The 22215-nt window shown below is 71.2% G+C and carries 20 protein-coding genes; 4 read left to right on the forward strand and 16 right to left on the reverse strand.

Features of this window, described 5'->3' with window-relative positions; translation table 11 throughout:
* Positions 1–38: 38 nt before the first annotated feature.
* The 3 genes from VAB18032_RS19850 to VAB18032_RS32130 are packed head-to-tail and all read left to right on the forward strand — an operon-like array spanning position 39 to position 2820.
* Positions 39–1280, forward strand: coding sequence for a YcaO-like family protein (locus tag VAB18032_RS19850; protein WP_043721363.1), 1242 nt, complete (start codon positions 39–41; stop codon positions 1278–1280).
* A complete protein-coding gene (locus VAB18032_RS19855) occupies positions 1277–2647 on the forward strand; it encodes a TfuA-like protein (RefSeq protein WP_013734688.1) in 1371 nt (456 codons plus the stop codon). The genes VAB18032_RS19850 and VAB18032_RS19855 overlap by 4 nt, the downstream gene beginning before the upstream one ends.
* Positions 2644–2820, forward strand: a complete 177-nt coding sequence (locus VAB18032_RS32130; RefSeq protein WP_013734689.1) for a hypothetical protein — start codon at positions 2644–2646, stop codon at positions 2818–2820. Before VAB18032_RS19855 ends, VAB18032_RS32130 begins: the two co-directional genes overlap by 4 nt.
* A gap of 100 nt (positions 2821–2920) precedes the next feature.
* Here the strand turns inward: VAB18032_RS32130 and VAB18032_RS19860 are convergent, their stop codons facing one another.
* The 3 genes from VAB18032_RS19860 to VAB18032_RS19870 form a co-directional block, all read right to left on the reverse strand.
* Entirely contained in the window at positions 2921–3532 is a 612-nt protein-coding gene (locus VAB18032_RS19860; protein ID WP_013734690.1) for a copper resistance CopC family protein, read from the reverse strand.
* 133 nt (positions 3533–3665) lie between these two features.
* Positions 3666–4514 carry an alpha/beta fold hydrolase gene (locus VAB18032_RS19865; protein WP_013734691.1) on the reverse strand — a complete coding sequence of 283 codons (849 nt, stop codon included), beginning with the start codon at positions 4512–4514 and terminating at the stop codon, positions 3666–3668.
* Positions 4514–5656 (reverse strand): DegT/DnrJ/EryC1/StrS family aminotransferase, encoded by a 1143-nt coding sequence (locus VAB18032_RS19870; RefSeq protein WP_013734692.1) that lies wholly within the window; start codon positions 5654–5656, stop codon positions 4514–4516. Before VAB18032_RS19870 ends, VAB18032_RS19865 begins: the two co-directional genes overlap by 1 nt.
* A 130-nt stretch (positions 5657–5786) precedes the next feature.
* Between VAB18032_RS19870 and VAB18032_RS19875 the strand changes: the two genes are divergently transcribed.
* Positions 5787–7001 carry a class I SAM-dependent methyltransferase gene (locus tag VAB18032_RS19875; RefSeq protein WP_013734693.1) on the forward strand — a complete coding sequence of 405 codons (1215 nt, stop codon included), beginning with the start codon at positions 5787–5789 and terminating at the stop codon, positions 6999–7001.
* A gap of 69 nt (positions 7002–7070) precedes the next feature.
* On the opposite strand, the gene VAB18032_RS19880 is transcribed toward VAB18032_RS19875, so the two are convergent.
* The 13 genes from VAB18032_RS19880 to VAB18032_RS19940 form a co-directional block, all read right to left on the reverse strand.
* Entirely contained in the window at positions 7071–8651 is a 1581-nt protein-coding gene (locus VAB18032_RS19880; RefSeq protein WP_013734694.1) for a GMC family oxidoreductase, read from the reverse strand.
* Positions 8652–8665: 14 nt separating this feature from the next.
* Positions 8666–9859 carry an acyl-CoA dehydrogenase family protein gene (locus tag VAB18032_RS19885; RefSeq protein WP_013734695.1) on the reverse strand — a complete coding sequence of 398 codons (1194 nt, stop codon included), beginning with the start codon at positions 9857–9859 and terminating at the stop codon, positions 8666–8668.
* A 26-nt stretch (positions 9860–9885) separates the two neighbouring features.
* On the reverse strand, positions 9886–11184 hold the full coding sequence (locus VAB18032_RS19890; RefSeq protein ID WP_327039829.1) for an aminotransferase family protein: 1299 nt from the start codon (positions 11182–11184) through the stop codon (positions 9886–9888).
* Positions 11185–11363: 179 nt separating this feature from the next.
* Positions 11364–12257: a hypothetical protein gene (locus tag VAB18032_RS19895; protein WP_013734697.1), complete on the reverse strand. Its 894-nt coding sequence runs from the start codon at positions 12255–12257 to the stop codon at positions 11364–11366.
* A 33-nt stretch (positions 12258–12290) separates the two neighbouring features.
* Positions 12291–13220 (reverse strand): 3-oxoacyl-[acyl-carrier-protein] synthase III C-terminal domain-containing protein, encoded by a 930-nt coding sequence (locus VAB18032_RS19900; protein WP_013734698.1) that lies wholly within the window; start codon positions 13218–13220, stop codon positions 12291–12293.
* On the reverse strand, positions 13217–14023 hold the full coding sequence (locus tag VAB18032_RS19905) for a hypothetical protein (RefSeq protein WP_013734699.1): 807 nt from the start codon (positions 14021–14023) through the stop codon (positions 13217–13219). The genes VAB18032_RS19900 and VAB18032_RS19905 overlap by 4 nt, the downstream gene beginning before the upstream one ends.
* 148 nt (positions 14024–14171) lie before the next feature.
* Positions 14172–15008 carry an alpha/beta fold hydrolase gene (locus VAB18032_RS19910; RefSeq protein ID WP_013734700.1) on the reverse strand — a complete coding sequence of 279 codons (837 nt, stop codon included), beginning with the start codon at positions 15006–15008 and terminating at the stop codon, positions 14172–14174.
* Between the two features lie 80 nt (positions 15009–15088).
* Positions 15089–16009, reverse strand: coding sequence for a hypothetical protein (locus VAB18032_RS19915; RefSeq protein WP_043721367.1), 921 nt, complete (start codon positions 16007–16009; stop codon positions 15089–15091).
* A 151-nt stretch (positions 16010–16160) separates the two neighbouring features.
* Entirely contained in the window at positions 16161–16937 is a 777-nt protein-coding gene (locus VAB18032_RS19920; RefSeq protein ID WP_013734702.1) for an ABC transporter permease, read from the reverse strand.
* Positions 16937–18004, reverse strand: coding sequence for an ABC transporter ATP-binding protein (locus VAB18032_RS19925; protein ID WP_013734703.1), 1068 nt, complete (start codon positions 18002–18004; stop codon positions 16937–16939). Before VAB18032_RS19925 ends, VAB18032_RS19920 begins: the two co-directional genes overlap by 1 nt.
* A 9-nt stretch (positions 18005–18013) precedes the next feature.
* Positions 18014–18721, reverse strand: a complete 708-nt coding sequence (locus VAB18032_RS19930; protein ID WP_013734704.1) for an alpha/beta fold hydrolase — start codon at positions 18719–18721, stop codon at positions 18014–18016.
* A 114-nt stretch (positions 18722–18835) separates the two neighbouring features.
* Complete coding sequence (locus VAB18032_RS19935; protein ID WP_043721370.1) at positions 18836–20104, reverse strand: nucleotide sugar dehydrogenase; 1269 nt, start codon at positions 20102–20104, stop codon at positions 18836–18838.
* Positions 20101–22203 carry a glycosyltransferase family 2 protein gene (locus VAB18032_RS19940; protein ID WP_013734706.1) on the reverse strand — a complete coding sequence of 701 codons (2103 nt, stop codon included), beginning with the start codon at positions 22201–22203 and terminating at the stop codon, positions 20101–20103. The genes VAB18032_RS19935 and VAB18032_RS19940 overlap by 4 nt, the downstream gene beginning before the upstream one ends.
* Between the last annotated feature and the right edge of the window lie 12 nt (positions 22204–22215).

Here is a 22215-nt window from a genome sequence, read left to right on the forward strand (position 1 = left end):
GCCTCGGACCGGACGCGTCGACGTCTTCGGGGGTGGTTGTGCTGAGCACGGCAGTGGAAGCCGGTACGGACAAGACGTACCGCGACGGTACGGACCGGGCGATCGCGCCGGCCGAGACGTGGCAACGGGTCCTCCCCCGGCTCCCCGAGATGGGCATCACCCGGGTCGCCGACGTCACCGGTCTGGACCACATCGGCGTTCCGGTCTTCATGGCCGTCCGCCCGAACTCCCGCGGCCTCACCGTCGCCCAGGGCAAGGGTCTCAGCGTGGACGCCGCCCGGGTGTCTGCGGTGATGGAGTCGATCGAGGCGTACCACGCCGAACGGATCGAGGCTCCCCTGCTGCTGGGCTCGTGGGACGAACTGGCCCGGCACCGCCGGCTCGTGGACACCTCGTTCCTGATCACCGCCGCCGGGGAGCCGCTGCGCCGGGACCGTCGACTGCTCTGGATCGAGGGCACCGACCTGATGAGCGGAGAGCCCGTCTGGCTCCCCTTCGACCTGGTGCACAACGACTACACGGGCGCCTCCCAGGCCGGTCAGTCGCCGTTCGCGGTGACGTCGAACGGTCTCGCCTCCGGCAACCACCTGCTCGAAGCGACGAGCCACGCCATCTGCGAGGTGATCGAACGCGACGCCGAGGCGCTCTGGTTGGCCACTCCCAAACAGCGGCAGGACGAGTTGCGCGTCGATCCGGACACCGTGGATGATCCGGCCTGCCGGTACGTGCTCGACACGCTCGCCGCCGCCGGGGTCGCCGCCGCCTGCTGGGACATGACCACCGACATCGGCCTGCCCTGCTTCACCGTCGACATCGCCGAGGATCCCCGGGTGTCGATCAGCCGGGTCGCCGTGGCGCAGGGGCAGGGCTGTCACCCCCGGCGCGAGATCGCACTGCTGCGGGCGCTGACCGAGGCGGTGCAGAGCCGGCTGACGGTGATCGCCGGCTCCCGCGACGACTTCTACCGCTCCCTCTACGCACGGGCGAACGACCTGGACAACCGCGAGGCGGCCTGGCGTACGTGCGCCGCCGGGAACGCCCCGCGCCACTTCACCGACGTGCCGACCCGGGACAACGGCTCCTTCCAGGAGGACATCGAGCACGAGCTGGCGGCGTTGCGGCAGGCCGGCATCACCGAAGCCATCCAGGTGCCGCTCGGCGGTGAGCAGCTCGGCATCTCCGTCGTCCGGGTGATGCTGCCCGGCGCCGAGCACGCCCCGACGCCGGACACCTACCACCCGGGCCCGCGGGCCCGCCGACTGCGGGAGGCCGGAGCATGACGATCCACGTCTTCCTGGGCCCCACGCTGCCGCGCGAGCGTGCCCAGGAGCTGCTACCGGAGGCGACCTTCCTCCCGCCGGTCAGCCAGGGCGACGTACTGCGGTCGGTCGCGCGCCGGCCCAGCGCCATCGGCATCATCGACGGCCGGTTCCACGACGTGCCGGCGGTCTGGCACAAGGAGATCCTCTGGGCCATCAGCCGCGGCATCCCGGTCTACGGCAGCGCCAGCATGGGTGCCCTCCGCGCCGCGGAGCTGGCCGCCTTCGGGATGCGGGGCGTCGGTGAGATCTTCACGGCGTACCACGAGGGCAGCCTCAACGACGACGACGAGGTCGCCGTCGCGCACGCCGACGCCGACGACGGGTACCGGCCGGTCAACGAGGCCATGGTGAACGTACGGGCCACCCTGGCGGCGGCGGCCAACGCCGGGATCGTCGCCGAGCGGACCGCCACGGATCTGGTGCAGCTGGCCAAACAGACGTACTACCTGGGTCGCAGCTATCCGCAGTTGCTGGCCGCCGGCGAGGCGGCCGGTCTGCCCGCCGACGAGTTGGCCGCCCTGCGGGCATGGCTGCCCGGTAATCGCGTCGACCGCAAGGCGCGCGACGCCGAGGCCATGCTTCGGCTGATGGCGCAGGAACGCGGTGCCGACGTCCCCCCGGCGAACTTCACCTTCGAGCACACCGCCTTCTTCGAGCAGGCCCGCCAGACCGCGGGCGAGCTGGGTGGGGTGGCGGGCGCGGCGGCGAACACGGACGACGGGGACCCGGCCTCGGTCACGGCCCTGGAGATCCTGGACGAGCTGCGCCTGGACCCGGTCCGCTATCGCACGGTCTGGGAACGGGCCGCGCTGCGGGCCACCGTCGACGCGGCGCACCCGGAGCCGCCCGCCGATCTGCCGGCGGCGGCGGCCCGGTTCCGCCGGCTGCACGGGTTGACCGGCACCGCGGAGACCCAGGCGTGGCTGGACACCAACGGTATCGACGTCAACCACTTCGGCACGCTCGTCGGTATCGAGCAGCAGGTCGAGGAGACCATGGAGCAGCTGAGCGAGATGATGCCGCTCGCCGTGCTCGACGTGCTGCGCATCGACGGCGAGTACGCCCCGCTGTGCCAGCACATCGCCGCCAAGCGCAGGGCCCTGACCGAGCACGGCCTGGACGGGTCCGGACCCACCGCGGACGGCGACACCACCCTGCAGCAGCTGCGGTGGTACTTCGACATGATCGGCCGGCCGATGCCGCAGTCGCTGGAGAGCCACTGGCGGCCCCTCGGCTTCGTCGATCAGCGGGATTTCCTGCGAGCGGTACGGAGTGAATACCACTACCGGACGCTCGCTGACAGGACAGAGAGGAGGGGAATATGAAGGGGATCACTGATCTCGAGCTCTCGGCGGAGAAGCCGGCCACGATGATCGCCGCCAACGGCAACTACGCGTTGGTCGCGGGCAAGGGCAACATCGCCCGGCTGCGCACGTCGCCGCAGAGCACGATGCTCAGTGCCGAGAGCGCCGCGGCGCTGATGGCACCGCTGAGCTGAGGCACCAACGGTCAGGGCCCGAACGCACAAGCGTTCGGGCCCTGATCTCGCTCTGGCGCTGGGCCTGCCCGGCACTGGGCCGAGGACGTCGACACCGGCCCTAACCGCGAGTGTCGGACTCGTCCTCGGGCTCACGCAACACCCAGCGGGCCCCCGTCGTCGTCTTCCTGGGGCGGCGCACGACGAGCAGCACCACCACGCCGACGAGGACCAGCCCGTTCAGCATCAGCATGCTCGACCTGATCCAGTCGGGGCCGTGGCCGGAGTGCCGCTGCTGCACCGACTCGCGGGTCCGCTGGGCCACCTCGGCGCTCAACGGTGCGGGCGGCGCCCCGGTGCCGACGCTGAACCGCTTGATGCCGGTCAGGTCGCTGCCGTCGGCGAAGACCACGTGGAAGGCGATGGTGTAGTCGCCGCCCGGCTTCAGCGCCACCGGCATCCGCAGGCTGTTCCCGTCGTCTCCGGCAAGGGCGCCGGCGGTGCGGTCCTGACCTGCGTCGTTGCGCACCGACACGTGTGACTCGTCCACGTCCGGTCGGCGGGAGAAGGTAAGCGTCACCGCCGACGGCGGCGCGTCCAGCGCGGCGCCGTCGGGCGGATCGGTGGCGGTCAGGTCACCGGCGGCCAGCCCGACACCGGGGGTCGCGGCGAGCGCCGCGGCGACGAACACGGTGAGCAGCGCAGCACGCAGCCGGCCGGGGCGGGCCGTCACGTCGCCGCCTCCACCGGCCGGAGGAGGTCCTCGCGCGGTGTCGAACCCGGGGACGCCGTGGCCATAACGGTCCTCCTTGCCTGCCGGACACGCCCACGGCAAGCCTAGGAAGGACCGATGCCTGCCTCATCTCTCAGCGTGCTCCCGCCAGGACCTCCGCGAGCCGGTCGGCGAAGGCGAACGGGTGGGTCACGTAGCCGACGTGGCCACCCGGGAAATGGGTGATCGACGCGTCGAGCTGCTCCGCCAACGCCAGGCCCGGACGGTACGGCCAGGTCGACCGCGAGTCGGTGCCGCCGGCCAGCACCAACCGGCTCGCATTCGCCCGCAGCACCTTCAGGTCGCAGACGACCGACGGATAGGTGCGGATCTCGTACTCGAACCAGAAGTCCTGGTTTCGGCGCAGCCGGTCGAGCAGCTCGGCGAGCTGTGGTCCGGGCAGTTCCACCTCGGGCGGCGGCCGGGTCGAGGCGGTCATGCCCATGGTGGCGCGGAAGTGTCGTTGGGCTGCGGCGGCGCCCTCGCGGCGGTACCTGTCGTACAGGTCGGTGTAGAAGGCGAGCCACTCCTCGGCGTCGGGCAGGGCGGTGGCCAGCGGTGGCTCGTGCGCGACGACGGTGCCGACCTGCTCCGGCACCCGCTGAAGGGTGCCCAGTGCCACGATGGCGCCGGAGCTGCCGCCGAAGACGTGCGCCCCGGCCAGATCCAGGTGCTCGATCAGCCGGCCGATGTCGTCGGCGTCGTCGTCGGGCCGCCGATCGACGTCGAACGGCAGGTCGATGGGGCTGCGGGAGAAGCCGCGCCGGTCGTAGGTGACGACAGTGAAGCCCTGATCGGCGAGGCTGGTCGCCAGCGGGCGCATGGGGGTGGCGTCACCGTTGCCGGTGGGCACGATCACCAGGCCGGGACCCTCGCCGCGCACCTCGTGGTACAGCTGGGCGCCGGGAACGTCGAGCAGGCCGGTGCGTTCGCGTACGCGCATCAGCGGGCCGACCGGACCTGGACGCGTCGGCGCACCGTCTCGGCGACCCGCTCGACCTCGGCGTCGGTGAGCGCCTGGTGGATCGGCAGCAGCAGGGTCCGCTCGGCCGCCTCCTCGGCGCACGGCAGCCGGGCGTCCGAACCGTACGCCTTGACCCGGTGCAGCGGCGGGTACCGGAAGGAGGTGTAGATGCCCTCCTCGTAGAGGTCCCGGGCGATCTCGTCGCGGATGTCGCCGTCGAACTGGATCCAGTACATGTAGTACGACGTCTCGTGTCCGGCGGGCAGCGGCGGTGGGCAGGCCACTCCCCCGACGTTGGCCAACGCCTCGTCGTAGTGCGCCGCGATCTCCCGTCGCCGGGCGATGAACTCGGGCAGGCGGCGCAGCTGCACGGCGCCGATGGCGGCGAGCACGTCGTTTGTCACCGACCGGCCGGAGAACGAGGAGACCTCGAAGTCCCACCACCGGGTACGCTGCCGCAGCGCCGAGTCGTAGCCGCTGGACTGTTCGAGGCCGAGGTAGGCGAGCGTGGGGGCGCGCTCGGCCAGCTCGGGGTCGCGCACGTAGAGCATTCCACCGTCCACCGTCACCACGATCTTGCCGTGGTCGAAGCTCCACGCCGCCATGTCACCGAAGGTGCCGCAGGCTCGTCCGTCCACCCGGGAGGCGATGGCGATCGCCGCGTCCTCGATGAGCAGGATCCCGTTGTCCCGGCACCAGTCCGCGATCGCCACGATGTCGCCGGGGTGGCCGCCGTAGTGCAGCACGATCACCGCCCGGGTGCGCTCGGTGCGTACGGCGTCCAGGTCGGCGACCGACGGGTTGAGGGTGCGCGTGGCCACGTCGCAGAAGACCGGTCGGGCACCGGCCGCCGCCACCGCGTTGGCCACGCCGACGAAGCACACCGTCGGAATGATCACCTCGTCACCCGGGCCGATCCCGGCCAGCTCGACGGCGGTGAAAGTGGCCGCGGTGCAGGAGTTGAAGGAGGTCACCAACGGGCGCGGCACCCCGATGTGCTGGGCGAAGGCCGTCTCGAACCCGTCGACGCGAGCACCCTTGCCGATCCAGTTGGTCGCGAAGACCTCGGCGACCGCCGCGAGTTCGGCCTCGCCCAGCGACGGCTGAAAGATGTTGATCATAAGGTCCCCTCGTCGGTGGTAGCGACATCCTCACGCGAGGACCACGGCGTCACATCTTCGGTTTTGCGCAGCCGAGCCGTTCCGCAACGTCGAAGAAGCCCCTCGCCGGAGGGCTCCCTACGCTGCCCGCATGACTTCATGCCGGATCTGCGGCGGCGCCGTGGGAGAACTCCTCGACCTGGGCCGGCAGCCGTCGGCCAACCGGTTCCTGAGTCCCGAGGAGGCGCCGCAGGAATACCTGTTCCGCCTGGCGATCGGCGCCTGCGACACGTGCACGATGGTGCAGCTCATGGAAGACGTGCCGCAGGAGGTGCGCTACCACCCCGCGTACCGCTACCTGGCCTCCGGTTCCGCGCTGCACCGCAAGTTCTTCGCCGGCGAGGCCCGACGCCTGCTGGAGACCGAACTGACCGGGCCGGACCCGTTCATCGTGGAGATCGGCTGCAACGACGGGGTGCTGCTGGAGCACATCGCCCAGGCCGGCGTACGCCATCTGGGTGTCGAACCGGCGGCCTCCGTGGCGGCCCTGGCCGAGGCCAAGGGGGTCACCGTCCGCAACAGCTTCTTCGACGACGTCACCGCGGCCGAGATTCGCACCGGGCGCGGGGCCGACGTCATCTACGGCGCCAACACCATCTGCCACATCGCCTACCAGGACGCGCTGTTCCGCGGCGTGGACACCCTGCTGGCGCCGGACGGCGTCTTCGTCATGGTGGAGCCGTACCTGGGCACCATCGTGCACGGCATGGCCTTCGACCAGATCTACGACGAGCACGTCTACTACTTCACCGCGCACTCGGTGCGGGCGATGGCGCGTACCTTCGGGTTCGAGCTCGTCGACGTCGAAGACGTCCCGCTGCACGGCGGCGAGATCCGCTACACCCTGGCGCGGCCCGGTCGGCGTCCGATCCGGCCCGCCGTGGCGGACATGCTGGCCCGGGAGCAGAGCAGCGGGTTGATCGAGCGGGACACCCTCGCCCGGTTCGCCCGCGCGGTCGCGCAGATCCGCGAGGATCTGGTGGACCTGCTGCGCGGGCTGCGCGCCGAGGGTCGCACGGTGGTGGGCTACGGCGCGCCGGGCAAGACCGCGACCGTGACGACGTACTGCGGCATCGGTCCCGACCTGCTGCCGTTCACCTGTGACTCGACCCCGGCCAAGCAGGGCCTGCTGGTTCCCGGGTCACACATTCCGGTGCTACCGCCGGCGGAGTTCGAGGCGGCCCGGCCGGACTACGCACTGCTGTTCGCCTGGAACCACGCCGAGGAGATCATGGCGAAGGAGAAGGCGTTCCGCGACCGTGGCGGCCGGTGGATCCGGTACGTGCCGCGGGTCCGCGTCGACTGAGCGGCGTACCCACCACGACGTGAGCGGTCATCCCTCGGGGGTGACCGCTCACGTGTGGGGCGACCGGGGTCAGCCGGCGGCCGCCGCCGTCGCCGGTACCGGCACCGTGGCGCCGCCCCGGATCAGGTCGGCCGCCTTCTCCCCCACCATGATCACCGACGCGTGCGGGTTGCCCCGAGTGACCGTCGGCAGCACCGAGGCGTCCGCCACCCGCAGCCCGTCGATGCCGAGCACGCGCAGTTGCGGGTCGACGACCCGGCCCAGGGCGCAGCTGCCCGCGGCGTGGAAGATCGAGTGCGCGTACCGGCGGGCGTAGTCGGCCAGGTCGCGGTCCGACTCCGAGGCCGGCGCCCGGTCCAACGACTCGGCGTACGGTCGCATCGCCGGCTGCCGGGCGATCTCCATGCCGATCCGGACCGCCGCGACCGCGGTTTCGACGTCCGCCGGATCGGTGAGGTAGTTGTGCTGGATGCGGGGCTTCGCGGTCGGGTCGTCCGAGGCCACCGTCACCGCTCCCCGACTCGCCGGGGTGAGCAGCACCGGGCCGCAGGACAACGCGTGCGCGGTGGGCGGCGCGAGGCCGCTGTCCACGAACATGATCGGCGCGGCGAAGAACTCCACATCCGGTCCGGGCAGGTCGGCACGGGTACGCACGAAGCCGCCCGCCTCCGGGCCGTTGGAGCACAGCGGCCCCTGCCCCTGTTCCATGAACAGCTGCACGTTCTCCGGCGCACCCGACACCAGCAGGCTCACCGGCTGGGAGTGCACGTAGTTCAGCGGGATCAGCACGTGGTCCTGGAGGTTCTGCCCGACCTCCGGCTGGTCGAGGACGACCTCGATGCCCAACGCCCGCAGCAGGTCGGCCGGCCCGATCCCGGAGTGCATCAGCAGATGTGGCGAGTTGTACGCCCCGGCGGCCAGGATCACCTCGCGCCCGGCCTCGATGGTCACCTCGGCGCCGTGCCGTCGCCCGGTCACCCCGGTGGCCCGCCCGCCGGAGATCAGCACCCGGTGCACCTGGAGATTCGTCTCGACCACCAGGTTGGGCCGGTCCAGCGCGGGCCGCAGGAAGGCGTCGGCGGTGCTCCACCGGCGCCCGTCGCGCTGGGTGACCTGGAAGAAGCCGAAGCCCTCCCGCTGCGGGCCGTTGAAGTCGTCGTTGGCGGCGTAGCCCGCCTCGGTGGCGGCTTCGATGAACGCACCACAGCTGACGTTGCGGGACCGGCCGTCGGAGATCCGCAACGGGCCACCGACACCGTGGTACGGCGACGCGCCGCGCTCGTTGTCCTCGGAGCGCAGGAAGTACGGCAGCAACTCGTCGTAGGACCACCCCGGCTGGCCCCAGCCGTCGTAGTCGGTGCGGTCGCCCCGCACGTACACCATCGCGTTGATCGAGCTGGAACCACCGAGCCCGCGTCCGCGCGGCAGGTACACCCGGCGACCGGCCAGAGCCGGCTCGTCGTGGGTGGAGTAGTCCCAGTCGTACTCGGTGCGGAAGAGTTTGCTGAACGCGGCCGGCACCTTGATGTTGGGGGCCGAATCGTCGCCGCCCGCCTCGATGAGGCAGACCGTGACGTCGGGATCCTCGGTCAGCCGGTTCGCGATGACGCAGCCGGCCGAGCCCGCACCGACCACCACATAGTCGTACATGGTGTCCTCCAGCTCTAGATGTAGAGCGTGTTCGGCGACAGTCCACACAGGACTCTGCCGTACAGCTCCATGTTGGTGGGCGGATAGTGCAGCGCGTGCATGGTGACGGCGTGCATGTCCCGAGCCATCCGCTGGATCGGCACGTCGAGGTAGATCGAGGAGCCGCCGCTGGCCTGGTTGAGCAGGTCGACCACCTCTCGGCCCAGGCGGCACACCGAGCCGACGTCGGCCCGGGAGCGGGCCCGGTCCAGCACCGTCCACGGTTCGCCGGTGCGCCCCCGCTCGTTGACGAACGTGGCGATGCGGTGGCCGTGGAACTCGGCCTCGTCCTTCTTCATCACCGCTTCGGCGATCTGCAGGTGGGTGATCGGCGCCTCGGCCTGGCTCTCGTACCCGGTGTAGGTGATCTTCCGTCCGGGAAGCCGTTCGAGGAACAGCTCGATCGCGCCCCGGGCCAGACCGATCACGGTGCCGACCGAGGAGGCGTTGGCGACGCCGAGCAGCGGCGCCCGGAACATCGGCGAGTCCGCGTTGGCCTTCGAGGCGTACTGGCCCTGCAGGATCGCGCCCAGCGGCATCACCCGGTGCTGGGGCACGAAGACGTCCTGGGCCACGGTGCTCACGCTGCCCGAGCCGCGCATGCCCGAGGTGTGCCAGTCGTCGACGATCTGCAGGTCGGACATCGGCACCAGCATCATCAGCGGCTGCATGCCGCCGTCCGGTGTCGGCGACATCGCGATGATCTCCTGCCAGTGGCTGTGCCAGGCGCCACTGATGAACTGCCACCGGCCGTTGAGCGTGAGGCCCCCATCGGTGGGTGCGGCCATCCCGCTCGGGCTCAACGTCCCGCAGATCCGCACGTCCGGGGTGGCGAACACCTCGTCCTGCACCTCGTCGGGGAACAGACCCACCATCCAGGTGGGGATCCACCAGACCGAGGCGGTCCAGGACGCCGCGCCGTCGCCGCGCGCCAGCTCCGCCGCCACCTCCACCAGGGTCTCGGCGCTCGACTCGAAGCCGCCGTAGCGGGCCGGCACCCGCATCCGGTACAGCCCGGCGGCGGCCATCGCCTCGATTGTCTCCTCGTGCAGCCGGCGATGCTCCTCGGCCCACGGCGCGTGCTGACGCAGCAGGGGAACGAGTTCAGCGGTCCGGCGGACCAGTTCCGCATGCGTGGGTGCGGTGGCCAGGGTCACGGCGTCCTCCATCGGTCGATTCGGTGGGTGGGCTCGCGTCAGCACGGGGCGAGCGTGCCGTCGGGGTGCAGCCGACGCAGGACCTCCACCGTGGCGGCGGTCGCCCGGCGGGCCTCCGCCTCCGTGAGCACCAGGGGCGGGGCCAGGACGAGGTTGGAGCCGTACGGCCGGACGATCACACCGTGCGCCCGACGGACCTCGAAGGCGACCGCGATGACCTGGTCCCAGCCCATCGGCGTACGGTGCACCGGCTCGCTGATCAGCTCCAGCGCCGCCAGCGTGCCCTCCACCCGCAGGTCACCGACGACCGGCAGGTCCACCGCCGGTGCCAGCCCGGAACGCAGCCAGCCGGCGATGCGACGGGCGTTGCCCAGCAGGTCCTCCCGCTCGATGATGTCCAGCGTGGCCAGGCCCAGCGCGCACGCCACCGGGTGGCCCTGGAAGGTGTAGCCGTGGAAGAAGCCGCCGTCGCGCAGCAGCGCGTCGGCGATCTCGTCGCGCATCAGGGTGGCCCCGAGCGGCGCGTAACCGCCGGCGATCCCCTTGGCCATGGTGATCATGTCGGGCTGCATGCCGAGCTTGTCCGACATGAACCACTCACCCAGCCGGCCGGGGGCGGTGACCACCTCGTCGGCGATGAGCAGGATGCCGTGCCGGCTCAGCACCTCACGCACCCGTGGCCAGTAGTCGGCCGGCGGCGCCAGCACACCCGCACCCGCCATCACCGGCTCGCCGAGCATCGCGGCGATGTTGCCGGCGCCGATCCGGGCGATGGTCTCCTCCAGCTCGGCGATCAGGAAGTCGGTCGGGTCCTGATCCGGGTAGAGCTGGTCGGCCCGGTAGAGGTAGGGCGGCGACAGCTTCTCCACGTGCGGCAGGTTCGGCCCGACACCGAACTGCATGGGCGGGAAACCGGTCGCCGTACCGCTGCCGTAGGTGGCGCCGTGGAAGGCGTAGTGCCGGGCCAGGATCCAGGTGCGGTCGGGCTCGCCCCGCCGGTGGTGGTACAGCCGGGCCGCCTTGATGGCGGTCTCCACCGCCTCCGAGCCGCCGCTGCTGAAGGCGACCCGTTCGATGCCCTCGGGTGCCAGCTGGGCCAGCCGGGCGGCGAGCCGGATCGCCTGATCGTTGCTGAACTCGTACAGGCTGGTGAAGAACTCGATCCGGGACATCTGCGCGGCGGCGATCTCGGCCATGTCCCGTCGGCCGTGGCCGATCGGTGAGTGCCAGACCCCGCCGCCCGCGGCGTCGAGCAGCTCGTTGTCGTCGGCGTCCCACACCGTGCAGCCTTCGCCGCGGACGATGACGACGCGCTCGGTGACAGCACCGTTGGGCATGGAGCGGATCAGGTGGCGGCGGTCCAGGTCGGCCAGTTCGGCCGCGGTGGCCCCGCCCGCAATGGTGGGCTGGGCGAGCTTGTTGGGAGTGATCGTCACACCCTTCTCCTCACATGAGTGGGCTGACCGACATGGTGGCAACGGCCGGATATCCCGGTCCTCTTCGAACATGCGCTTGTCTATGCGTGCCGAACCTGTTGCGGCCGGGCCAGGTCAACGACACACTCGCCCACCGTGTCGAGCCGAGGCTCGTGATCGACCAGGCGGACCCGGTCGACGGCGGCGCGGCGCCAGCCGGCCACCCCGGCGGCGAAGGCGGTCCACGGTCCGGTGCACGGCAGCCCGGCCGGGGCGGCCACGGCCCTGCCCGCCCCGGCGGCCGAAACCGGTACGCCCCGCGCCAACGCGCCGCCGACCACCAGCGCCTCGCCGGGGTCACCGTTGGCCAGTCGCGCCCGGACCAGCCCGGTGGCGGATTCGGTGCAGACCCCGGTGCGCAGCTGCACCCGCAGCTCGCCCAGGTCCCCGGCCCGGTCGAAGATCAACGCGGTGGCGCGGTTCTCGGTCGGTTCCGGCGCCTCGCCGGCAGCCGGATCGCGTAACAGCGCCGTCTGCTCCAGGACCACCACCGCCGCCCGGGACAGGTCGTGCGACCCGACGTACGCCGCGGCCACCCGCAGGGCCAGGAACGGGGTGACGATCCCGTGGTCGGCCACCGCGAAGCTCAGCGGCTCCCCCGGCAAGGCCGCCGCGAGCCAGCAGGACGGCCACTGGGTCTCGGCGTCCGGCGTGCCGTGGGCCAGCACCACGAGCCCGATCGGCCGGTCGGCGGAGGCGAGCTCGCCGGCCAGGTCGGCCACCATCTCGGTATAGGTGCTCCGGGTGCGTCGTTGGTAGTCGGCGACGTCGACGGTGAGCCCGTGGGCGACGCCCAGGTCGGTGAGGATCCGTACGCCCGGCGCGCGAAACGGCCGCCCCTGGGGGTACGAGCGGGTGACGACCCCGGCCAGCGGCAGCGGGAAACGCTCGTCCGGGCCGCCGGGTCCCGCCGTCGGCGGCCCGGTCACGTACACGGTGCTGTCCTGATCATCCGGGGCCTTCCTTGGTCAGTGCCGGACGACCGTCGCCGCCAGCGTGGCCCCCAACCCGGCGGCGGTCAGTACGTAGTGGTCACCCGGGCGCAGCCGGCCGGAGGCGAGCGCCGCCTGGTAGCCGAGGAAGGGGTCGGCGCCGAAGCAGTGGCCCAGCTCGGCCTGGTTGTCCAGGAAGAGCCGGCTCTTCGGCAGTCCCGCCCGGGTCAGCACCCGCCACCAGGAGATCCGGTTGACGTTGTGCGGCAGGACGAGGGTGATGTCGGCGGTGGTCAGCCCGGCCTGCCGGGTGGCGGCGAGGATGACCTCGGCCAGCACCTCGGTGTAGCGCCCCTGGAACTCCTCCTGGAGCCGAGGGCTCAGCTCGGGCGCCTCGTGGAATTCCCCGAGCGTGCGGGTGGCGTACGACAGCACGCGGTCGCGGTCGCCGCCCGGACCGATCAGGACGGCCGCCACCCCCTCGCCCAGCACCGCGGAGTCCGCGATGAACTGGGCCACGCCGGTGAAGGTCTTCTCCCCGGTGAGCAGCAGCGCGAGGGCGTCCGGGTCGCCGTCGGCGGCGAGCAGGCGACCGCAGGTGTCGATCGCGAGCAGCGCCGAGGCACACGCGTGCTGGCTCAGCGTGAAGGGCAGCGCCTGGTGCAGGCCCAGTTCCGCGCGTGCCTGCCACAGCGGGGTGTGCGGATAGGGGGCGGTGTGCGCGATGGTCGGTGCGTGGACCAGGTACCGCACCCGCGGCGCGTCGGTGGCGAGGCGGTCCAGCCGCCGCCCCGCCGCCACCAGTTGCTCCGCGAGGTTGCCCGGTGGGTCCCGGCGGATCCGACCGAAGCCGTAGTACTGCTGGTACAGCCCTGCGTCGACCTCGATCCCGAGCTCCGCCAGGTGATCTGCCACCGCGACGCTGCGCGGTGGCAGATAGCTGGCGACGGCGAGGATCGACGTCACGCGCGCTCCGCGACCGGTTGTTCGGTCGGTGCCGGCGACACCGGGGTCGCGTCACCGCGCTGGTGCAGACCGAAGGCGTGCAGCAGGACCAGGATGGACAGGCCGGTGAACCAGAACTGCGTGGCGATGTTGGCCGGCAGCCACCAGAGACTCACCATCGGTCCGGGGTAGTAGTTTCCGCTGAGCCAGCCGACCAGCGACCAGAGGCCGAGGAAGAGGCCGAACCCGCCGAGGAACCAGGCCAGCGGTTTGCCGATGCCGCGCGAGTAGCTTCGGGCGAGGTTGATCACGCCGATCGAGAGCAGGGCCGTGCCGAAGGCGACGAGCAGCCAGGAGTAGATGCCGACCCGGATGGTGAACCACTGCCCCGACGCGTAGGTCTGGGTGATCGCCGCCGCCAGTGTCTCGTCGCCCTGGGCGGCGAGCAGTGCCTTGGCGGTCTCGGGTGACACCCAGCCGTCGTACATGTAGGTCAGCACCCACAGCACCGCGCCCATTGCCAGCGCGATGAAACCCATCGGGGTCCAGCGGCTGTCGCCGACCTGTCGGGCCAGCAGGATGACCGCCCAGCACCCGATGGCCCACAGCAGGGGCCCGGCGAGCATCTGCTCGTGGTAGAGCTGCCAGTCCTTCTCGTTCACCATCAGCTTCGCGAACGACAGCATGAACTCGTCGCTGCCGAACGTGCCCATCTCCTCGGTGATGGCCGGATGCCGCCGGCCGCCGTTCATCTGCAGCATGCTCCCGGCCAGCAGGAGCAGCCCGCTGAAGAGCAGAAAGTTCCGTCCAAGTGGGCGTGTCACGTGATGCTCCTTCCGTGCGTGCCGGATCGGGCCTCAGCATCCCGCCGTCGGACCGGCCGGATCCACTTCCGGATTGCGCTGCTACGCACGGGGTGACGGCGACGGGCCCCGGGAGGACTCCCGGGGCCCGCGCTGCTGGTGACGCCGGTCAGCCGGCGGTGTGCTCCACGAGCGCCGCGACGAACACGTCCCAGGTCTGCGGCGGCACCTCGTGGCCGGCCTTCTCCAGCACCAGCAGGTTCGCCCCGGGGATCGCCTTCTGCAGGGCCTGGCCGTGCTCGACGGGGAAGATCGGGTCCAGCTCGCCGTGCACGACCAGGGTCGGCTTGGCGACGCTGCCGAAGTCGATGCGGCTGCCGGTGTCGATGACGAAGTGGTTCACCAGGCACGCCGCCACGTTGTCGGTGCGGTCGACGTCGGCCTCGGCGAGGGCGCGGGCGGCGTTCTCGTCGAAGTAGACCGACGGGCCGGAGTAGCGCTGCTGGAGACCGACGATGAACTCGACAACCGCCTCGTGGTCCTCCGGGTTCGGGCCGCCGGAGCTGGTGTACTCGATGAAGTCGGACGACATCGGCGGCAGGTCGTGGTCGCCGGTGGTGGTCGAGACGAGGGTCAGGGAGGCGACCCGGTCGGCGTACCGGTCTGCGGCGACCAGGGCGATCGCTCCGGCCATCGACCGGCCCACCAGGTGGGCACGGTCGACGCCGAGCGCGTCCAGGATGCCGATGGCGTCGGTGGCCATGTCGGGCAGCGAGTACTCCGGGCGGCCGGGCGGGTAGTTCGTCGAGTGCCCCGTGTCGCGGTTGTCGAACCGGATCACGTACCGACCGGCGGCGGCGAGCCGCTCGCAGAGCTCCGCCTCCCACCAGAGCATGGATGCCGAGGCACCATGGATGAGCAGGATGGCCGGATCATCGGGCTTGCCGAAGGTCTGCACACACAGGTCGACCCCGTTCGCTTCGATGATCTTCTCGCCGTTCGACATGTTGACTCCTTGATCAGTGCCGCCTTGGCACGCTACGGAAACGCCGGGATCCTCGACCCCGACCGATTTGCTGGTGTTACTCAGGTGGCCGGGCCGGGCTGGTCATCGATCGCCTCGACGAAGGCCTGCCGCAGCTCGGCGTAGGTGGGCCCGAGCGCGCGGAAGGTCGCCGCCGCACGGCCGTACTCCTGGGTCATCAGGTCGAGTTGCAGCGAACCCACCAGCAGCGCCTGGCGTTCCAGGATCTCGGCCGGGCCGTGGCTGCCCAGTCGACGGTAGAGCATCGCGGCGTCGGCCAGCCGCCGCGCGCCCGCCTGCACCTGGAACTCGACGAGGTACTTGTACTGCATCGACTTCAGGTCCCCCTCGACCAGTTGCGCCGCCCGCTCGGCCGCCTCCGGGATGCCCGGCGCGGAGAGCAGGTCGACCGCGGTGTGCATGGCCGCCCGCAGCACCGTCTCCCGGTCGACCTCGCGGACCCGCCGGAAGTTGAACCGCACCGCGTACGCGTCGGCCTCGTACGCGAAGGTGTTGCCTTCCCAGGTTTTCAACAGCGCGTCCACCCCGACGGTGACGAACGGCCACCCGATCACGTCGTGCGCCCGCACCGTGTCGCCCTCGACACCGATGACCACGATGTTGTGGTCGGCGCCGACGGCCTGACCCAGGCCCGGCACATAGGGCAGCAGGCCCATCTCCACCGGGCCGGCCAGCACCGGCTTGTCCCAGGTGGCCTGGCGGAGCACCGCCACCGCGTCGGTCGGCGAACCGTGGATCCGGTCGCACTCCCAGCCGGCCAGCTCCATCGCGTTGTTGATGCCGAACTCGGGCCGCCAGGCCGGCGAGGAGAAGTAGATGATGTCGTCGCCGTGGATGGCGAGGCCGAACGGCGAGCCGCCGGCGATCTCCAGCACCGCCGGACCGGGACCCTCGTCGCCGAAGAGAATCGACAGCGAGTTCGCTGCGCAGTAGGGGCTGTTGCCCAGATAGGTGAGCGTCATGCTCCGAGTTTCGGGCAGCCGCGCGGCGTGCGTCACGAGGCCGGGACGCATAGAGCACCCTGGAAGACGCCCGAGTGTCGCCGTGCCGGAGGCAGCCGGATATCCCGGTCGCGCCCGACACGGCGACCGGGATATCCGGCACGAGCGCGGATCAGACCGCGCGCTGGTAGGCGCGGAACGCACCGGTAGCTAGCCGAGCCATCACGACGAGCAGGAGCAGCAGCAGACCGAGGCGGCCGAAGACGACACCCCACTGCGGGTCCGCGCCGAGCGCCTGCCGGGCGGCCGTCACCGCCCAGTCCACCGGGTTGAACTTCGCCACCGTCTGCATCCACCCCGGCAGCAGGGCCGGCGCCATCAGTACGGTGGAGAGGAAGGTCAACGGCAGCACCAGGAACATGGACATGCCGATCAGGGTCTCCTGGGAGCGCACCACAAGCGCCATCGCGCAGGAGAACGCCGCGAAGATCAGCGCCAACAGGGTGGCCGAGACGATGGCCAGCAGCACGCCGACCACGCCGCCGTCGAATCGGGCGCCGATCAGCAGGCTCACCCCGAACACGATGAGCGCCTGCACGACGGTGACCACCGCCCAGTACGACAGCGCCCCGTTGATCATGCCGGACCGGCTCACCGGCGAGGTCAGGCTGCGGTCCATCACGCCGGTCTTCATGTCGTCGATGAACATCGTCCCGGCCCAGTTCGCCGACATGATCGCGGTCATCACGATCACGCCCGGCGTCAGGAAGGTGATGTAGGAGCCGCCGCCGAACCCCGGCATGTCACTGACGCTGCTGAAGAGCTGACTGAACAGCAGCAGCCACACCATCGGCTGCATGAGCGTGAAGAACAGGTATGCCGGCTGCCGAGCGAGGATCCGCATCGAGCGGCCGGTCAGGTAGTTGGAGTGGCGCAACGTCGTGATCATCAGGCTGACTCCTCCTCGCGCCGGTCCTCCTGCGCGGACCGGTACGAACGGCCCGCGTGGTGCAGATACACCTGTTCCAGCGACGGCCGGGCGGCGGTCACGGTCGCCAGCGGTACGCCGGCCGCCTCGAACGCGGCGACCACGCCGGCCAGCACCCGGCTGGCGCTGGCCGCACGGGCGTACAGGTCGGTGCCGTCCACGGTGACCTCGTCGATGCCGTCGACGCCCAGCAGCGCCGCCCGCGCCGACTCGACCAGGTCGGGCGAGGCGACTCCGGCGTGGATGGTGTCGCCGGCCAGCCCGTCCTTGAGTTGCTCGGGCGAGCCGCTGGCCACCACCGTGCCCCGATCCACGATCACCAGGTGGTCGGCGAGCCGGTCGGCCTCTTCGAGATAGTGGGTGGTGAGCAGAACGGTCAGGTCACCGGCGCGGGTCAGGTCGGCGATCGCCGTCCACAGTTCGCTGCGTGCCTCCGGGTCGAGGCCGGTGGTCGGCTCGTCGAGGAAGAGCACCTTGGGCGAGTGGATCAACGCCATCGCCACGTCGAGCTTGCGCTGCATGCCCCCGGACCACTTGCGGGTGATCCGTCCGGCCGCCTCCGACAGGCCGAACCGGGCGAGGATCGCGTCGGCGTCCCGCCCCGCGTCGGCGCGGTTCGCGCCGTAGATGCGCGCCTGGAGGATGAGGTTCTCCCGGCCGGTCAGGTTCGGGTCGAAGCTGGGCTTCTGGGGGACGTAGCCGATGACCCGGCGTACCGCTGTCGGGTTCTTGGCGACGTCGATGCCGGCCACCAGGGCGGTGCCGGAGTCCGGGGTGGAGAGGGTGGTCAGGATCTTGACCGCGGTGGTCTTGCCGGCGCCGTTGGGACCCAGCAGGCCCAGGATGGTGCCCTGCGGGGCGGCGAAGCTGACCCCGCGCAGGGCGGGCACCGGCGGCGGGGCGTTACGGCCGCGACCCCGGGCGGCCGGCGGGGCGTAGCTCTTGACCAGATCGACCGCCTCGATGCCGGTCCCGACCTCGGCCCTCGCACCGGGTGGCTCGGTCTGGTTGCGGGTGGTGACGGACACGCTGTCCTCCTACGGATGGGAGACGGTGGGGCGCGGGGCCCGGGCCGCTTCGAGTCGCTCGACGACCTCGTCCGGCCGACTCAGGGCGGCGAGATGCCCGCCGTCCATCTCGTCGGGGACGATCCCCAGGCGATCGCGGACGAGACGGCGCTGGAACTCGGCGGGGAAGAACCGGTCCTCGCGGCAGAGCAGGTACCGGGTGGGCACGTCCGGCCAGGCGGACAGCGGCCAGGGATCGGCGAACAACCCGTCGGACTGCTCACGCGGTGGGTGCCGCAGCGCCTCCTCCAGCACATCCGGTGGCAGGTCGTGCAGGAAGGTGGTGATCGGGTCGAACGGCGCGTCGGGGTCGCGGCCGTCGTGCACGTCCTGGGCGCGCCGGGCGGCGTCGGCGCCGGTGGCTGCCCACCACTGTCCCGCGGACTCGCCGGGTCGCGGCACCATCGCGTTCAGCAGCACCAGCAGGTCGACCGGCAGCCGGGCGCACACCAACGGCCCGACGAAGCCGGCCAGCGACTGTGCCACCACGACCAGGTCCCGACGCTCGCCGATCGCCTCCACGACCACGTCCACGTAGCGGTCGAGCCCGGCCGAGTCGTCGTCGCAGGGCAGGTCCGGGGCCACCACGTCGTGCCCGCGGGCGCGCAGCAGCGGGATCACCCGGTGCCAGAACCAGGAGTCTGAGCCCGCACCGTGGAGCAAGACGTAGGTGGCCATGCCGGTCCTCTCTTTGCGGGCATGCCGGAGCGAAACCACGTAATCAGAGGCGGGTGGCGGGGTAAAGGACAGCCACGACACTGAGCAACCTGGAAGAAGGGGCCGGGGCAGCCACTACAGCACCTCGACGTGCGGGTCCCCGGCGTGGGCCAGCACGCCACGCGCGTCGAACAGCAGCCGGGCGTGGGCCGTCAGCACCTCGGGCTGGTGGGCGGTGTGGTCCTGGAGCAGCAGGCTCAGATCCGCCGCACGCAGCGCCGCCGTCAGGTCGGCGGTCGCCGGCACCGGCTCGCCGTCGACGGTGAAGCGCGGGGTGAACGGATCGTGGTAACTCACCCGCGCGCCGCGCGCCCGCAGGTCACGCACCACGTCGTACGCCGGCGACATCCGCACGTCGCGGATGTTCGGTTTGTACGTCACCCCGAGCAGCAGCACGTGCGCCCCGGCCAACTCGCCGCCGTGCGTGCGCAGCAGGTCCGCGCAGCGTTCGACGACGTACGCGGGCATGCCGGCGTTGATCCGTTCGGCCGCGTCGATAAGCGTGCTCTCCAGCCCCACCGAGCGCGCCTTGAACGCGAGGTAGTGCGGGTCCACCGGGATGCAGTGGCCGCCCACGCCCGGCCCCGGCCGGAACGGCTCGAAGCCGAACGGCTTGGTGGCGGCGCAGTCGACCACGTCCCAGATGTCGATGCCGAACCGGTGGCAGAAGATCGCCATCTCGTTCACCAGCGCGATGTTGACGTGCCGGTACGTGTTCTCCAGCAGCTTGGCCATCTCGGCCTCGCGGGTGCCCCGGGCCCGGACCACCTTCTCCACGAACCTGCCGTACAGCTCGATCGCCCGGGTCCGGCAGCCGGGCGTGTAGCCACCCACCACCTTCGGAGTCTTGGCCATGGTGCGGACCCGGTTGCCGGGGTCGATCCGCTCCGGGGAGAACGCCAGGTGGAAATCGACTCCCGCGGTGAGGCCGGAGGTCTGCTCCAGGATCGGCCGCACCACCTCGTCGGTGGTGCCCGGGAAGGAGGTCGACTCCAGCACCACAAGCATGCCGGGACGCAGTCGGGCGCCCACCGCGGCGGCCGCCGACCGTACCGCCCCGAGGTCGGGGGCGCCCTCGGCGTCCAGCGGCGTCGGGACACAGATCACCACCGCGTCCGACGCGCCGAGCGCGGCCGGGTCGCTGCTGACCGTGAATCCCGCGATGCTCATCGCGGTCAGGTCGTCGTCCAGCACGTCGTCGATGTGCGAGCGGCCGGCGGCAAGCTCGGCCGTCACCACCGGATCCACGTCGTAACCGATGACCACCATGCCGCTGGTACTCATCTGCTGGGCCAGCGCGAGCCCGACGTAACCCAGGCCGCACACCGTCACGTCCGCTCTCATGCCAGCGATCCCTCCTCGGCCGGCACGGTCCCACCTGCCTGGTGCATCCGGACGACCTGGCCGCGGGCCACGTCGATGTCGAACTCCGCGCCGCTCCACACGTCGGCCGGGTCCACCGGCTGGGGCTGCTCCACCACCGCGTTACGCGACTCGGTCAGCCCGTCGAGCAGCCACTCGTAGTGCTCCGGTCGGACCTGCTCGGCCTCGCAGAAGTCGCGCAGGGTCGCCACGTAGAACGCCATGATCTCCGGGTAGTGGGCCGCGATGATCCGCTCGGCGGCCTGCTCGGCCACCACCTGCTTGTCGCTGAACGCCGCCGTGGCCAGCTCGGTGAGGGTCGCCTCGGTGAGCACCTCACGCTCGATGCTCTCGACCGTCTCCGGGGTGAAGATCCGCCGGAGCACCCGCTCGCGCACGATGTCGCGCTGCTGCGGGCCGTGGGCGTAGAACCGGATCGCGTTCTGGAACATCCAGCGCAGCGGGAACAGCACCCGCTCCGGGAACGCGGTCTGCTCGAACATGACGTCCGGGTAGGCCCGCATCTCCTCCTCGATCTCACCCTGGATCCGGGTCATGTGCAGGTAGAGGCCGGTGGCTCGTTCCAACGCGGCGCTGCGGGTCTCGCCGTAGAAGACCGTCTGCCGGTGGAAGAAGTTGCGCACCATCTTGATCAGCCGGTCGGTCTCCGTCTCCGCGAAGACCTCGGCGGGGCCCAGTCGCAGGCAGCAACCGACCGCCTGCAGCACCCGGCCGGACTGGTAGTCGCTGCCGGTCGCGATCCGCAGGCCCGGGCGGCGCAACTGGTGCTGACCGCCGATGGCGAAGCTCCAGACCCGGAACGTCTTGAGCGCGTCGCTGCTGTCCGGGAAGACCATGGTCTCCGGCAGACCCATCCCGGCGAACGCCCAGAACAGGAACAGGTCGTGCCCGATCAGGGTGTGCCACCGCCACTTCTCGTCCCGGTCCACCCCGCCGTTCTCCAGGAAGACCAGCGCCGCGTCGAACCCGCTCACCGGGGCCCGGTCCAGCACCAGCGTCCGATCCTCGAACAGGTAGGCCCGCCGGCCGGACGGGTCGACAAGCGCCCCGAAGCGTCGACCGTGCTCGTCGACGCCGGCCAGCGGCACGGTGATCGTCGTCCCGTCCGCCGTCGTCACCGTCATCGCGTCGCCGGTGCGCCGCCGCTTACCCCGGGGCAGTTCCGCGTGGGCGCGTACGGTGGCCAGGTCGACCGGCACCGCGCACGGGTCCAGGCCGGCGGCGCGCAGCCGGAGCGGCTCGGCGAACGCCGGCCGGTAGTGCCGGAACAGCCGCAGCGCGGCGGTGAACTTGTAGGTCAGGAACGGCATGACGCCGTCGACGGTCGGGCTGTCGTCGAAGATCGCCGCGATCGACCGCAGGGTGTCCGGGTGGTAGACGGTGTCCCCGTCGGACACCGCGATCGTGGCGGTCTGCAACCGTTCCCAGCGCTGGTCCCGCCGGCACATCTCGTAGACGGTGGCGATGCAGGTGTCCACTCCCAACCGGGCCGCGTTGCCGGCACCGGGCATCTGCTGGGGCAGGCTGACCAGCCGGGCCGGACCGGGGTTGGTCTCGATCGCCTTCGCCACGATGGCGTCCGAGCCGTCCGACGAGTTGTTGTCGACCATCACCACCACCAGCCGGTGCAGGTCGATGCCCTCCTGGTGCAGCAGCGAGTCGATGGTGGCGGCCAGGTGCGGCGCCTCGTCCATGAACTTGATGACGATGAAGATGTCCCGGCCCTCTCGGATCAGGGCGTCGATGTCGGGCAGCGGCCGGCTCTGCTCCTCGCCGAAGCGGGCCCGCCGGCCGCGCAGGAACCGTTCGACGACGCGGCGCTGGCCGGCCAGGACGTCGTCGCGCAGCTCGGTGCGACCGTCATCGATCAGTGCCGCCCGGTCCAGCAGGACCCGACGGGCGTCGTCGACCTGCTCCGGCAGCAGCGGGTCCACATCGGAGCTGCGGCCCAGGGCCAGCAGCGGGCTCTCGGTCGCGGTCTCGGCCGGTTGCCGACGGTTCAGCTCCGTCCACATCCGGTGGTAAAGGGGTTCAGCAGGGTTGCCCAGGAACGGGTTCACCAGACCTCCGTT

This window comes from Micromonospora maris AB-18-032, from assembly GCF_000204155.1.
Lineage (GTDB): Bacteria > Actinomycetota > Actinomycetes > Mycobacteriales > Micromonosporaceae > Micromonospora > Micromonospora gifhornensis.